Consider the following 15,661-nt stretch of genomic DNA (forward strand, 5'->3'; position numbering starts at 1 on the left):
AGATCAAGGCATTCAGATCACAATTTAGAGGCGTGGGAGATATTAAGTTTTTTATGTACACGCAAAGTTATGTTATATTCTTAACCTATGAAAGGAAGGATATCCACCGAGAAAATCCGCTGATCCGTTTAACAAAAAATTTAGGACCAGTCCGAAACCCCGGTTGTTATTACACTTATATTATGTCGTATTTAATGAAGTTACCTCTATACGTTAGAACAGATTGTGTACAGAGAATATAAGAAGGTGAAAGAAAAAAAAACAAAATAATAGCGAACTTTATCATTTTCCAACAAACTGTCATCAACCCCAACAGAGCTGTTTTGCCGCATTTTATTAATGAAAAGGATAAAAAATATACCTGAAAAATAAACGCTAAAAAACCACACTAAAAACGCGTGATACAGCATGTCCATTTTTTAGGATTATCAAAATTGAACAAAAAAAGGCAATGGATAAAATACCCCTACTCTTTTTGGAAAAAGACTCTATTCTTTTTTTGAAAACAAAGGATATATTTCAGAAAATAACCTTTTAATTTCTGGTAAAAAGCAGACATTTTTGGTCTATATCTAATATTTATTAGTCTAAAACAATATTAAATAACAAAAAGACAAGGATGGGTATTTTTTACGCGTAAGTAAAAGAACAAAAAAAGTAGCTATTTGTCAAAACAAAACAGGGGAAATCAGGAACTGTTCGATATAAGACATCATTTCAATTATATGCTATATTCTTATCAGGCAAACAACACTTAAAGTAAAACAACATATTTAGGGACGTAAGAACCATTACACCAACGTGTTGATAACTTTTTATTAATATTTACTATTTATATTGGATGAAAGTGTTTATTTTTACTGTCAAATAGAGAATTGAATAGTAGTTATGGAAAAAGAAGGGGTGAGTTATCATGTGCCGGTCATGTTAAACGAAAGTCTTGAAGGTTTAAATATTAGCCCTGACAGCATTTGTGTTGACGTGACCTTCGGAGGAGGTGGCCACTCTCGTGGAATTTTGAGCCTTTTGGGTGAATCCGGAAGGCTTTTTGGTTTTGATCAGGATGCTGATGCAGAACAAAATATTCCCGGAGATAACCGTTTCACGTTTGTACGGAGCAATTTCCGCTATCTCTATAATTTCATGCGTTATCACGATGTTGCCGGCAAGGTGGATTGTTTACTTGCCGATCTTGGGGTTTCGTCGCATCATTTTGACGATAAAGAAAGGGGATTTTCTTTCCGTTTCGATGGTGATCTGGACATGCGGATGAACACACGCTCCGGCAAAACTGCCTCAGATATTATAAACACCTATCCGGAAGATAAGTTGGCCGACGTCTTTTACCTGTATGGTGAATTAAAGATTGCCCGCCGTTTAGCTTCTTTATTAGTAAAAGAACGGGGCAATAAGCAGCTTCGTACTATTGAAGATTTTCTGGAAATTATTAAACCATTTACAGCAAAAGATAAAGAAAAAAAATTTCTTGCTCAGGTGTTTCAAGCGTTAAGAATAGAGGTAAATGATGAAATGCGCGCATTGAAAGAAATGTTGCAACAAACGCTTCAGGTCTTAAAACCCGGAGGGCGATTGGTGGTGATTACCTATCACTCATTAGAAGACCGACTGGTAAAGAATTTTCTTAAAGCAGGTAATTTTGAAGGAAAAAGCGAACAGGATTTCTTTGGGAACAGACTGACTCCTTTCCGAATGATCAACAATAAGGTGATTGTTCCTTCAAAGGAAGAAGTAGAGAGCAACCCAAGGTCAAGAAGCGCAAAATTACGCATTGCCGAAAAGATATAAACAAGATGGAAGAGGGAAAGAAACAACAGAAAAAGGCAAACAAGAAGGAGAAAAGGCTTTCTCTTCTTTACATCCTTGGTGGAGGAATCCTGAAAGAGGATTTTATTGTCAAGCATACAAAAATGATTGTATTGGTGGTTGTGCTGATCTTTTTCTTTATTGGGAACAGATATACCTGTATGCAGAAACTGAGAGAGATAGACCGCTTACAACAACAGCTCCGTGATGTTCGCTTTGAAGCACTGTCTATTTCTTCTGAATTAACAGGGAATAGTCGTCAATCGCAAATTGAACTTTTAATAGAAGAGCAAGGTATTGAACTGGAAGTGGCAAAGACACCTCCTTATGAGTTATATAGATAGAAATCATGTCGGAAGAAAAAGATACAAAAGAGCAAATACAGAAAACGAACAGAGTGCTGACCAATTATTTTATTGTGGTACTATTGTTGGGGTTCGTTGTAGGAGGTATTGTCTTTTGCGCCTTCAATACGGCTTTTGTAGAGAAAGACAGATGGCTGAAAGTAGCAGCCAGCCAACAACGTCCAAACCGGTTGATTCTTCCGGGACGTGGAAATATTTATTCCGTTGACAACAAACTAATGGCAACAAGCGCTCCGCGATATTATACCTATATTGATTTTAAAGCAGATGGTTTCAGTGTGGACACATTCCTGCACTCAAAAGCAAACGGAATAGACTCTTTATCCATTTACCTGTCCCGGAAATTAAAAAACCGGACTCCTGCAGGTTACAAAGCTCATTTATTAAGAGGATTAAAGAGTAAAAGCCGACAATATCCTGTATATGAAGGAAAGATCTCTTTTTCTGATCTGAAAGAGGTAAAAAGATATCCGTTTCTCAGACTAAGTCGTTACAAAAGTGGCTTTTACACCAAGGAGATGGTGGAGAGACAAAAGCCATTCGGTTCGTTAGCCTCACGGACTATCGGTGATATTTACGGAGAAATCGAGGCAAGTGGAGTGTCAAAAGGGAAAAACGGATTGGAGCTGCAATACGACTCTTTATTGCGAGGCAAGGCTGGTTTAAGTTCAGTTCGCCGGTTAGGTGGAGGATGGACTAACGTTGTAGAAGTAGAACCGACAGACGGGATGGATATACGCACCACAATTGACATCGGCATACAAGACATCACAGAAAAGTCGCTTGTGGACATGTTAAAAAGCATTGATGCTGAGTCCGGTACAGCTGTTGTGATGGAAGTAAAGACGGGTGAGATCAAAGCGATAACCAACATGGGACGTGTGCGTGATGGGGTTTATCATGAAACTAAAAACCATGCCGTTGCCGATGAAATAGAACCGGGTTCAACATTTAAAGTTGCCTCCATCATGGTCGCACTCGAAGATGGGCTATGCAGTCCGTACGACACAGTGGATGTAGGTAATGGTATCTATATGTATAAAGGAGCACGTATGACCGACCACAATATGAATCGAGGCGGTTACGGTCGTATATCTGTAGAACAGTCTATCTGGAATTCTTCTAATATAGGAGTCGCAAAGACCATCCTTAAAGGATACGAAAAGAATCCGACAAAATTCGTAGAAGGGCTTTACAAACTGGGACTTACCATTCCGTTGAATCTGGAAATACCCGGAGCAGGAAGGGCTAAAATACGTATGCCGAATGACACAGCACTGTATTGGTCAAAAACAACACTCCCCTGGATGTCATTTGGTTATGAGACGCAAATTCCTCCTATTTATACCTTGACTTTCTTCAATGCGATCGCGAACGATGGGAAGATGGTTCGCCCGATGTTTACAAAAGAGATACTGAACAACGGAAAGGTGGAAAAAAGTTTCTCTACAGTAGTCTTAAAATCATCTATTTGTTCAGATAAAACACTTGAAATCATACAAGATATGTTATTAGGTGTAGTAGAAAAAGGAACAGGAAAAGCTGTACATTCTGATGTTATTCCAATTGCCGGAAAAACCGGCACAGCACAGATTGCGTCAGGTGGGGTTTACCGAACAAGCGGACACCAAGTTACGTTTTGCGGTTATTTCCCGGCAGATGAACCGAAGTATTCGTGTATTGTAGTTATCAGACGTCCGAGAATCGGATATGCTTCGGGAGGAGCAATGTCTGGTGCCGTTGTAAAACATATTGCAGAGAAAATATATGCGAACTACATGGAGTTCAACGTAGAGTCATTAAACGTGGATTCTCTGGCAGTTCTTACCCCCAGATTAAAATCGGGAGGAAAAGAAGAAATAAAACGTGCAATAAATGCATTCGATATAGAAGTAAAGGAAGAGGGAACAGACTCCGACTGGCTTACAGCAGACAGAACTGAAACAGGTGACGCTGTTGTTTTAAAAGACCTTACTCTGATTGATGGTTTGGTACCACGTGTAACAGGCATGGGGGCTAAAGATGCCGTATTCCTGATGGAAAGTGTTGGTTTGCGAGTAAACTTACAAGGAAGTGGACGCGTGGTTTCACAAAGCATTTCACCAGGTCAACGCATAACAAGAGGACAGACGGTCTTATTAACATTAAAATAAAGAATCAGGATAAAGAAGATGAAATTAAAGGAATTGATCAGCTTATTACCCTCTCCGTCTCTTACGGGAGATACCGGAAAGGAAATAACCGGTATTCAGGCGGATTCGCGTTTGGTAGAAGCCGGAAATTTGTTTATTGCAGTAAGAGGTGTGTCTGTGGATGGGCATACGTTTATCCCTAATGTCATAGAAAAAGGGGCTGCTGCGATTGTATGCGAAGAGATTCCGGAGGGTATGAAGGATAGATGTTCCTTTATACAGGTGAAAGACTCTGCAGATGCGTTAGGAAAATTAGCCTCTGCCTGGTATGGTTCTCCTTCAGAAAAACTAACACTTGTCGGGGTTACAGGAACGAATGGTAAAACAACAACTGCCACTCTACTATATGATCTGTTCCGTAAATTAGGGCATAAAGCGGGGCTGCTATCTACGGTTTGTAATTATATAGACGGGATAGCTGTGCCAACCGAGCATACAACGCCTGATCCGTTAACCATGCATGCCCTATTGGCACGTATGGTTGAGGCTGGTTGTGAATATGCGTTTATGGAAGTCAGTTCGCATGCGGTTGATCAACGCCGTATCAGCGGATTATCTTTTGAGGGAGGTGTGTTCACAAATCTAACCCGTGACCACTTGGATTATCATAAAACGGTGGACAATTATCTGAAAGCAAAAAAGGCATTTTTCGACAATCTTCCGGCAACCGCCTTTGCTCTGACCAATATAGACGACAAGGCCGGGCCTGTTATGCTGCAGAATACTTTAGCGAAGAAACTAACTTATTCATTAAGGACTTTAGCCGACTTCAAAGCAAAAATATTAGAATCGCATTTTGAAGGAACAGACCTGATTATTAACAATCGGGAAGTAATGGTACATTTTGTCGGACGTTTTAACGCCTACAACCTGTTGGCTGTTTACGGAACGGCAGTTGCTTTAGGAAAAGATCCCGAAAATGTACTGATCGGATTAAGTACCCTACATCCTGTTTCGGGGCGTTTTGAAACAATCCGTTCCGTATTGGGATATACGGCTATTGTTGACTATGCGCATACTCCGGACGCATTAACAAATGTACTGAATGGTATTCATGAAGTTCTGGAAGGGAATGGCCGCATAATCACGGTTGTTGGAGCAGGAGGCAACCGCGATAAGGGAAAACGTCCTCTGATGGCAAAAGAAGCCGTTGATAAAAGTGATCAGGTCATCTTGACCTCAGACAATCCCCGTTTCGAAGACCCCGATGCAATTATTCAGGATATGGTTGCAGGGCTTTCTCCTGCAGATATGGAACGGACTCTTTGTATTACGGATCGTACGCAGGCGATTAAGACAGCCATTATGTTAGCAAAGAAAGGCGACGTAATACTGATTGCAGGGAAAGGACATGAAGATTATCAGGATGTAAAAGGAGTAAAACATCATTTTGATGATAGAGAGAAAGTACGCGAAATTTTTAAAACACAAGAACAATAAATCATGCTGTATTATCTATTTAATTATTTAGATCAAATAGACCTACCGGGAGCGGGGATGTTTAAATATGTATCATTTCGTTCCGGCTTGGCACTGATCCTTTCGTTATTTATTTCGACAACGATCGGACGCAGGATCATTGACAAATTACAGCAGCTTCAAATTGGTGAAACCGTACGTAATCTGGGCTTAGAAGGACAGATGAGTAAAAAAGGCACGCCAACAATGGGAGGTATCATTATAATTATCGCCATTCTTATTCCGGTTTTACTTTGTACCCGTCTGGAGAACATCTATATTATTCTGATGTTGATCACGACGCTATGGTTGGGTGCTATTGGCTTTGCTGACGACTATATTAAAGTTTTTAAGAAAGACAAAGAGGGATTACATGGTCGATTCAAAATTGTTGGCCAGGTTGGACTTGGGCTGATTGTAGGTTTGGTTTTGTTCATGAGTCCGGATGTAGTGATTCGTGAAAATGTTGAAGTCAGAAATGAGAATATTATTGAAGAAGTAAACTTTAAACAGAACGAAACGAAATCGACTAAGACCACGATTCCTTTTCTAAAGAATAATAATTTCGACTATGCCAGTATAGTCAGTTGGGCTGGAGATTATAAAGAACCTGCAGCATGGATCGTTTTTGTTCTTGTGGTTATCTTTATTGTAACAGCGGTATCCAACGGAGCCAATCTTACGGATGGATTAGATGGATTAGCTGCTGGAAGTTCGGCTATTATAGGAGTTGCATTAGGTATTCTTGCTTACATGTCTTCCCACGTCCGATTTGCCTCTTTCCTGAACATTATGTTTATCCCGGGAGCAGAAGAATTAGTAATTTTTGCTGCTGCCTTTATCGGTGCTACAATTGGATTTCTGTGGTATAATGCCTTCCCTGCCCAAGTATTTATGGGAGACACGGGTAGTCTTACCTTAGGTGGGATTATTGCTGTTTTTGCCATCATCATTCGCAAGGAATTACTTATACCGATTCTTTGTGGTATTTTTTTAGCTGAAAGCATCTCCGTAATGCTGCAGGTAGCCTATTTCAAATACACAAAAAAGAAATACGGTGAAGGAAGGCGTATTTTTAAAATGACTCCGCTTCACCATCATTTTCAGAAGCAAGGAAATGCCGGCATTCAGGCATTATTACAAAAGCCGTTCAATGTTGTTCCTGAATCCAAAATCGTGGTTCGTTTTTGGCTGATAGGAATTATTTTGGCTGTAATCACTATTGTTACGTTAAAGATGAGATAAGAGATGAGCAGGAGAGTTGTAATATTAGGAGGTGGAGAGAGCGGAGCTGGAGCAGCCGCACTGGCAAAGGCTAAAGGATTCGACACGTTTGTGTCTGACTTTTCTGCTATTCCGCCCAAATATAAACAGATGCTTGATGATCGCCGGATCGTATGGGAGGAAGGAAAACATACGGAAGAGTTGATTCTGAATGCTGATGAAGTAATAAAAAGTCCGGGCATCCCGGACAAAGCTCCTATTATTGTTAAACTAAAGGAAAGAAATATCCCTATAATCTCTGAGATCGAATTTGCAGGACGATATACTGCCTCAAAGATGATCTGTATCACCGGAAGCAACGGAAAGACAACTACGACGATGCTGATCTATCATATTCTGAAGAAAGCCGGAATGGACGTAGGCCTTGCAGGCAATATAGGGAATAGTCTGGCGCTTCAGGTAGCTGAATCACCACATGCTTTTTATGTCATCGAACTAAGTAGTTTTCAGCTTGACAACATGTATGATTTTAAAGCAGACATTGCCATATTACTGAATATTACGCCCGATCATTTAGATCGGTATAATTATGAAATGCAGAATTACGTAAATGCCAAGTTCCGTATTATTCAAAATCAAACAGAAGCGGATGCATTTATTTTCTGGAATGACGATCCTGTTATAAGCCGTGAGATCGCAAAACGATCACCGAAGGCAACCCTCCATCCTTTCTCTGCGGAAGACAAGTCCGGACTGAAAGGCTATACTAAAAACAAGAAAGTGATTATTGAAACATCAAATGGAACTTTTACGATGGAAGAAGATCTATTGGCACTTACGGGAACTCATAATCTGTATAATTCTTTAGCTGCAGGAATTACGGCTAAGATTCTGGACATTCAGGACGAAAAAATAAGAGAATCTTTGAGTGATTTTGCAGGCGTTGAACATCGCTTAGAGAAAGTTTTGCGAATACGTGGTGTTGATTATATTAATGATTCGAAAGCAACAAATGTAAATTCCTGCTGGTATGCTTTACAAAGCATGAACACAAAAATTATTCTTATACTGGGGGGAACAGACAAAGGAAATGATTATTCAGAAATAGATGAGTTGGTGAAAAAGAAAGTTCGCGCTCTTATATTCTTAGGAGTAGATAATAACAAACTTCATGATTTCTTTGATGGAAAGGTAAGTCAGATTGAAGATGCGCGTTCCATGGAAGAAGCTGTTTCAAAAGCATACAAACTGGCAGAGAAAGGAGATACGGTTTTACTTTCTCCTTGTTGTGCCAGCTTTGATTTATTTAAGAATTACGAAGACAGAGGCGAACAGTTCAAAGCCTGTGTACGCAATTTATAATCAGAAAGGATAGTTGAATGGATCTGGCAAATAAATTATTCAGAGGAGACCGGGTGATATGGATCATTTTCATGTTCTTATCGCTTATTTCGGTAATAGAGGTCTTTAGTGCAACCAGTACGATCGCTTATAAAAACGTTTATTTCTGGACTCCTATTGTCAGGCACGGTTCGTTTTTATTGGGTGGTTTTGTATTGATTCTATTATTGCATAATATTCCTTCCCGGTTTTTTCCGGCTTTAATTATCTTATTGCCGATTTCTATTCTCATGCTATTGATTACTCCGTTTATTGGAGTCAGCGCGAATGATGCACATCGTTGGCTGGAATTTATGGGAATACAGTTTCAGCCTTCAGAGTTTGCGAAACTGGCATCTATCGTTTTTATTGCATTCATGCTGAGCAAACGAGATAAGTTCACCGAAAAACAAATATACAATTCTATCCTGATTGGAGTAGGAACGGCTTGTATTCTTATTTTCCCTGAAAACTTCTCAACAGCAATTATGCTTTTCGGAGTTTGTTACCTGATGATGTTCATCGGACAGTTATCGGTTAAAAGGTTACTGAAATTAGGAGCGATATTAGGAGCTACAGGAGGACTACTACTTTGTTTGATGTTATTCACCCCAAAGAGTATTGAACAATACTTGCCCGACCGTTTAGCTACCTGGAAAGCTCGTATAGAACGTTTTGCCAGTCCGGAAGAACAAAAAGGGGAAGCAGAAGGCACATTCAAAGTAACGGATGATAATTATCAGGAAGTACACGCTAAAATTGCCATTGCACGAGGTGGGATAATAGGGCAAATGCCCGGACATGGACAACAACGGGATTTTCTTCCTCAGGCTTACTCTGACTTCATCTATGCAATCATCATTGAAGAACTGGGATTTATTGGAGGCATGTTTGTTTTGTTGCTCTATGTTATCTTACTTGTACGGGTAGGAATGATTGCCCGGAAATGCGAAAAGCTTTTCCCAAAATTCCTGGTCATAGGATGTGGATTACTACTTGTAGTCCAGGCATTAGCAAACATGGCGGTTGCTGTGGATCTGATTCCGGTAACAGGACAACCCATGCCTTTAGTCAGTCGTGGAGGAACATCAACCATGATTTCTTGTATTTATTTTGGAATAATATTAAGTGTAAGTCGTTTTGGTGCAGGAATAGGAAATGAAGAGATTCCGTTGGAAGAGCCTTTGGATGAAGATGAAGAAGGAATAGAAACGGAACAAATAAGCAGTGAAACAGAAACAGAGGTGAAGGCATGAAACAATTCAGAGTAATAATAAGCGGAGGAGGAACAGGAGGACATATCTTTCCTGCTGTTTCAATTGCAAACACGATTCGCAGTCGTTATCCGCAATCGGAAATTCTTTTTGTCGGAGCAGAAGACCGCATGGAAATGGAAAAGGTTCCGGCCGCAGGATATAAAATAGTTGGTCTTCCGGTCAGCGGTTTTGACAGAAGCAACTTATTCAAAAACATAAAAGTAATAAGCCGCCTCATAAAAAGTTTATCTTTAGCAAAAAAAACAATCCGGGAATTTAAGCCTGATATAGCTGTGGGAGTCGGAGGATACGCAAGTGGACCTACTTTATGGTCTGCAGCATCACTCGGTATTCCTTCGTTGATACAAGAACAAAATTCGTATGCCGGTGTTACCAATAAGCTATTAGCAGGAAAGGCAAGCAAAATCTGCGTTGCATATGAAGGAATGGAACGTTTTTTCCCTGCGGACAAACTTGTCATTACAGGGAATCCGATTCGTGAAGATCTGGCCGAAGCGAAAGACAAGAGGCAAGAGGCCTTAGAGTATTTCGGTTTAACAAAAGACAAAAAAACTATTCTCATCGTAGGAGGAAGTCTTGGTGCTCGCACAATCAACCAAAGCATACAATCCGGATTAAGCAAACTGTTGAATGCCGATATACAAGTTATCTGGCAGACGGGGAAATACTACTATACGAAAGCAGAGGCCTTTTTAAAAGAATTTCAAGACCAACCGGTTTGGTGTTCAGTCTTTATCAATCGAATGGATTATGCGTATGCTGCAGCAGATTTGGTTATCTCTCGTGCCGGAGCCAGCTCAATTTCAGAACTTTGTCTGCTGGAAAAACCAGCTGTTTTAGTACCTTCGCCTAATGTTGCCGAAGATCATCAAACAAAAAACGCAATGGCGTTAGTCAGTAAAGATGCTGCCGTAATGGTTCGGGATTCAGAAGCAAATGAAAAATTGATAGATACGGCTTTAGAACTGATACAGGATCAGGACAGGCTGAAATCTTTAAGTACAAATATTGCCCAGTTGGCCGAACGAAACAGTGCCGAGCGCATTGTTGATGAAATTGTAAAGATCATAGAAAAGAAGTAGAATGAACATAGAGACGTTGACATCCATTTATTTTGTAGGAGCAGGAGGTATTGGAATGAGTGCTTTGATCCGTTATTTCCTTTCAAAAGGGAAACGAGTAGCAGGGTACGACAGGACATTGTCCGCTTTAACCGAATCGTTAAATAAAGAGGGAGCTTCTATTCATTATGAAGATGATATAGCGCTTATCCCTGAAGCATATAAAGATACAGCTCATACGTTGGTTATTTATACTCCGGCAGTACCTGAAACGCATCAGGAACTAACCTATTTCCGGACGAATGGATTTCGGATCATGAAACGTGCACAGGTATTAGGTGAGATAACGAAATATTCACGTGGCTTGTGTGTTGCCGGAACGCATGGTAAAACCACTACTTCTTCCATGATCGCTCATCTATTGAAACAATCTCATGTGGATTGCAATGCCTTTCTTGGAGGAATATTAAAGAATTACAACAGCAATCTGTTGCTTTCCGACACAAGCGACCTGACTGTTATAGAAGCAGATGAATTCGATCGCTCATTTCATTGGCTTACTCCGTATATGGCGGTTATAACATCCGCAGATCCGGATCACTTGGATATTTATGGTACGGCAGAAGCTTACAAGGAGAGTTTCGACAAGTTTACCTCGTTGATTAGACCGGATGGTGTCCTATTGATAAAGAAAGGAATTAACGTAACGCCTCATCTGAAAGAAGGCGTTAAACAATATACGTATTCGGCAACGGAGGGTGGAGATTTTCACGCGGAGGATATCCGGATAGGTAACGGGGAGATTTTATTCGATTTCGTGGGGCCGGACATCTCAATCAGAGACATCAGACTTGGAGTACCTGTTAAGGTAAATATTGAGAATGGAGTTGCCGCAATAGCGATTGCCTGGTTAAATGGGGTTACTCCGGAGGAGATAAAAGAAGGGATGTATTCTTTTGCCGGTCCGAAAAGGCGGTTCGATTTTTATCTGAAGAAAGAAAACATCGTTTTAATCGATGATTATGCTCACCATCCGGCAGAATTGAGAGAAAGTATATTGTCGGTAAAAGAGTTATACAAAGGAAAGAAAGTAACAGGCATATTTCAACCGCACTTATATAGCAGAACGCAAGATTTTGCGGATGATTTTGCGACCAGTCTTTCATTGTTGGACGAACTGATCTTACTCGACATCTATCCTGCAAGGGAAGAACCTATTCCCGGCGTAACATCTCAGATCATTTTTGATAAAGTGACTTTGAAGAATAAAACGTTATGCAAAAAGGAACAACTATATTCCATCTTAGAAAGAGGGACATACGAGGTTGTCCTTATGGCCGGAGCAGGTGATATTGACCGAATGGTTGAACATGTAAAATTGATATTGGAGAAAAAGTGATTCGTATTATTACCATATTAATCGGGATGTTATTGTTTGCATATATCCTCTTTACTTCTTATTTCTTTAAGGATGTAAGGAGATCTGATACATGTAAGTCAATAGAAGTCGTTGTGAAAGACAGTTTAGAAAAGCATTTCGTGACAGAAGCAGACCTTACTTCTTTCCTGAAACGGGAGAAATTATATCCGGTAGATAAACCAATGACTGAGATTAATACGGACAAGATAGAAGAAGCTTTGCTTTCTAATGAAATGATTGCGAATGTTGAAGCATATAAAACACCTTCGGGCATAATAAAATTGGAAGTAAAACAAAAGATGCCGATATTGCGGGTAATTAGTGTTCACGGTAATTTCTATATTGACAATAAAGGAACTGTTATGCCGGTAAGCAACCGTTATGTTGCCCATGTTCCCGTAGCCAGTGGTTTTATCGAAAAAGAGCAGGCTATGACCGACTTATACAAATTTGCGTTATTTTTGCAAGAGGATAAATTCTGGAATGCCCAGATTGAGCAAATATACATTCATTCGGACGGTGAAGTTGATTTAATTCCAAGAGTGGGAGACCACCGGATTGTGTTGGGAGCACTGGATGGGTTTAAAGGGAAATTAGATAATTTGCGACTTTTCTATGACAAAGTAGTCCCCAAAATGGGATGGGAAAAGTATAGCATTATTAATTTAAAATATAAGAATCAAATCGTTTGTACTAAAAGATAGACAATATGCAATACACAAACTTTATAACAGCTATTGACTTAGGTACATCTCGTATGGTCGGCATTGTAGGGATAAAGAATCCTACAGGTAGCATATCGATCATAGCTCATGAGGTGGAAAACTCCGGAACTTGTATAAGGCGGGGATGTGTATATAACGTGGAAGAAACAGCCAATAAAGTCAAACATTTGATTCAGAAATTGGAAAACAAACTGCATGGTACCAAGATCGGGAAAGTCTATGTAGGTGTTGGCGGAATGTCTTTACACTCTATCGATCATACCGTGCCCCATATTTTGGGAGAAGACGGAATCGTTTCTGAGAATACTATTGATTCATTATATAAAGAATGCCAACAATTTCGTCCGGATATGCTGGATGTACTTGCGGCAGTATCTCCGACTTACTATATAGACAATCAGGTAGTTGATAATCCTGTGGGAGTTCCCGGAAATAAAATCGAAGCACGCTATAAGCTGATTGTTGCGCGCCCGTCATTACGTAGTTATATACTTAGCAGCATCCGCGACCGCGCAAAAATCGAAATTGCAGGCATTCTGGTATCTCCATTAGCTATGGCAGATGTAGTACTGACTGCTGACGAAAAGAATCTGGGCTGTGCGTTGATTGGCTTTGGTGCCGGAGTAACCACCTTAACGATATATAAGGGAGGAAAATTGGAAGCTCTATCCGTTATTCCTTTAGGGAGCCACCTTATCACAAAAGACATCATGAATCTTCGCATTGTTGAGACAGAGGCAGAGCGTCTTAAATGCGCCTATGGGAGTGCCATTATGGATAAAGACGATGACTCTGCTATACAGGTTAGTTCTGCCGACGGAGTTGGATTACGAGAAATTCCGCTTAGCGACTTCAACAATATTATTGAAGCACGTATAGGAGAAATATTGGAAAATGTATATGCCCGTCTGGAAGAAACAGGATTGAAAAACGAATTAGGTGCCGGAGTTATTATTACAGGTGGAGGCGCTACATTAAAGAACCTGACAGAAGTTATACGAGAAAGACTTAAAGTTGGGGTACGCTGCTCGTCTGTCCGCAAAGGAATAGTAAGTAGCGGAGATATAGATCCTGTCAATTCAGAATATGCAGTTGCTATAGGATTACTTATGCAAGGAACGGAAAATTGTGCTATCCCACAGGAAAAATCTACAGACCCACAACCAACATTGTTTGGGCACCTGGAAGAGGAAGAAGTTCCGAAACCTACAGCAGAACCCAAAAAGCCGAAATCTCCGAAAGAAAAGAAAGGAGGTCTTTTTTCCGGATGGAGGACGAAGGTGGACAATATGACAAAAGACCTGTTTGATGGGGAATTATAAAATCAGCAAACGTTAAGGAGGAAAGACGATGGACGATACAATATTAGATTTCAACTTTCAGACAGATTCACCCAATATCATTAAAGTTATTGGTGTAGGTGGAGGCGGCGGAAATGCTGTTACTCACATGTATAAGGAAGGCATCTACGATGTTTCTTTTGTGCTTTGCAATACAGATAATCAGGCACTGAAACGTTCTGATGTGCCGACAAAGATAACTCTTGGACGGGAAGTAACACAAGGACTTGGAGCAGGGAATAAGCCGGAAAAGGCGATGATGGCAGCCGAAGAGAGCCTCGACGAACTTCGCAGAATGCTGGACGACGGAACCAAGATGGTTTTCATTACCGCAGGAATGGGAGGAGGAACAGGAACAGGTGCTGCTCCGGTTATTGCACGTATAGCTAAGGATATGGGTATCCTTACAGTAGGTATTGTTACCATTCCATTTGAGTTTGAAGGTCGAAGAAAAATCGTACAAGCGTTAATCGGTGTTGAAGAAATTGCAAAGAATGTGGATGCTCTGCTTGTAATCAGCAATGAACGTCTGCGCCAGATTTATGCAGACTTAACGGTTACAAATGCTTTTGGAAAAGCGGACGATACGTTAACTATTGCGGCCAAAAGTATTGCGGAAATTATTACGTTACCCGGAATTATCAATCTTGACTTTGCCGATGTAAACACGACAATGAAAGATGGTGGTGTTGCTCTTATGAGCAATGGTTTTGGACGAGGCGAAAACCGTGTTAAGATGGCAATTGAAGATGCGCTCAATTCTCCTTTACTAAATAACAACGACATCTTTGATGCAAAGAAAATATTATTCAATGTCTCTTTCAGTAAAGAATCTGAACTCCTGATGGAAGAAATGAATGATGTACACGAATTTATGTCTCGTTTTGAGAGAGATATTGATGTAATCTGGGGAACGGCAGTGGACGATTCGTTAGGAGATCAGATAAAAATGACGATTCTGGCAACAGGATTCGGAACAAGCGATATACCTGAAGTGGCAGAAAAGCAACGACAGGATTCTTTCTTTATGTCAGAAGAAGAAAGGCGCCGCAAAATCGAAGACGACGAAAAAGAGGCGCGCGAACTCAAACTGATCGGGAAATACTATGATGTGTCCGGTCGTAAGATGGGACTTCCTGCGCGTTCTAAGCCCGTTATATTGTCAGCAGACGAGATGGATGATGATTCCCTGATTGCCATCTTAGAAGAATACCCCACGTATAATCGTGATCCGAAACTCATAACCCGTAGTCGTGCTAAATTAGCCAATATGGAAGAGGAAGCGGTAGAGATACAGGATCCTGATTCTAAAGAAGCAGAGAATCCTTCCGACAAGTCAGACAATGATGGTGGACGTCGGATAATTAGTTTTAGATAATAGAATACTCAATTTTA

12 protein-coding genes are annotated in these 15,661 nt (G+C 40.4%); all 12 read left to right on the forward strand.

Annotation, left to right across the window (positions count from 1 at the left end; genetic code table 11):
• The first annotated feature begins 888 nt into the window (after nt 1–888).
• Genes rsmH through ftsZ form a run of 12 tightly spaced genes read left to right on the forward strand, consistent with a single transcriptional unit; the run spans nt 889 to nt 15,644 of the window.
• On the forward strand, nt 889–1,806 hold the full coding sequence (rsmH, locus tag PHT93_RS07250; RefSeq protein WP_300241226.1) for a 16S rRNA (cytosine(1402)-N(4))-methyltransferase RsmH: 918 nt from the start codon (nt 889–891) through the stop codon (nt 1,804–1,806).
• A gap of 5 nt (nt 1,807–1,811) precedes the next feature.
• Nucleotides 1,812–2,168: an FtsL-like putative cell division protein gene (locus tag PHT93_RS07255; protein WP_300241228.1), complete on the forward strand. Its 357-nt coding sequence runs from the start codon at nt 1,812–1,814 to the stop codon at nt 2,166–2,168.
• Nucleotides 2,169–2,173: 5 nt separating this feature from the next.
• A complete protein-coding gene (locus PHT93_RS07260; RefSeq protein ID WP_300241230.1) occupies nt 2,174–4,342 on the forward strand; it encodes a penicillin-binding protein in 2,169 nt (722 codons plus the stop codon).
• Between the two features lie 18 nt (nt 4,343–4,360).
• Nucleotides 4,361–5,821, forward strand: a complete 1,461-nt coding sequence (locus PHT93_RS07265) for a UDP-N-acetylmuramoyl-L-alanyl-D-glutamate--2,6-diaminopimelate ligase (protein ID WP_300241232.1) — start codon at nt 4,361–4,363, stop codon at nt 5,819–5,821.
• 3 nt (nt 5,822–5,824) lie between these two features.
• The gene (gene mraY, locus PHT93_RS07270; protein ID WP_300241235.1) at nt 5,825–7,084 is read left to right on the forward strand and encodes a phospho-N-acetylmuramoyl-pentapeptide-transferase; all 1,260 of its coding nucleotides are present in this window, start codon (nt 5,825–5,827) and stop codon (nt 7,082–7,084) included.
• A gap of 3 nt (nt 7,085–7,087) precedes the next feature.
• Nucleotides 7,088–8,425 carry a UDP-N-acetylmuramoyl-L-alanine--D-glutamate ligase gene (murD, locus tag PHT93_RS07275; protein WP_300241237.1) on the forward strand — a complete coding sequence of 446 codons (1,338 nt, stop codon included), beginning with the start codon at nt 7,088–7,090 and terminating at the stop codon, nt 8,423–8,425.
• Between the two features lie 17 nt (nt 8,426–8,442).
• A complete protein-coding gene (locus tag PHT93_RS07280; protein ID WP_300241239.1) occupies nt 8,443–9,699 on the forward strand; it encodes an FtsW/RodA/SpoVE family cell cycle protein in 1,257 nt (418 codons plus the stop codon).
• A complete protein-coding gene (gene murG / locus PHT93_RS07285) occupies nt 9,696–10,802 on the forward strand; it encodes an undecaprenyldiphospho-muramoylpentapeptide beta-N-acetylglucosaminyltransferase (RefSeq protein ID WP_300241242.1) in 1,107 nt (368 codons plus the stop codon). The genes PHT93_RS07280 and murG overlap by 4 nt, the downstream gene beginning before the upstream one ends.
• Nucleotide 10,803: 1 nt before the next feature.
• The gene (gene murC, locus PHT93_RS07290) at nt 10,804–12,180 is read left to right on the forward strand and encodes a UDP-N-acetylmuramate--L-alanine ligase (RefSeq protein WP_300241245.1); all 1,377 of its coding nucleotides are present in this window, start codon (nt 10,804–10,806) and stop codon (nt 12,178–12,180) included.
• Nucleotides 12,177–12,905, forward strand: coding sequence for a cell division protein FtsQ (locus tag PHT93_RS07295; protein ID WP_300241247.1), 729 nt, complete (start codon nt 12,177–12,179; stop codon nt 12,903–12,905). The genes murC and PHT93_RS07295 overlap by 4 nt, the downstream gene beginning before the upstream one ends.
• A gap of 5 nt (nt 12,906–12,910) precedes the next feature.
• Nucleotides 12,911–14,248, forward strand: a complete 1,338-nt coding sequence (gene ftsA / locus PHT93_RS07300; RefSeq protein ID WP_300241249.1) for a cell division protein FtsA — start codon at nt 12,911–12,913, stop codon at nt 14,246–14,248.
• A 28-nt stretch (nt 14,249–14,276) separates the two neighbouring features.
• Nucleotides 14,277–15,644, forward strand: coding sequence for a cell division protein FtsZ (ftsZ, locus tag PHT93_RS07305; RefSeq protein WP_300241250.1), 1,368 nt, complete (start codon nt 14,277–14,279; stop codon nt 15,642–15,644).
• Nucleotides 15,645–15,661: the final 17 nt, after the last annotated feature.

This window comes from Massilibacteroides sp. (assembly GCF_028705895.1).
In the GTDB taxonomy this organism is placed as follows: Bacteria; Bacteroidota; Bacteroidia; order Bacteroidales; family Tannerellaceae; genus Massilibacteroides.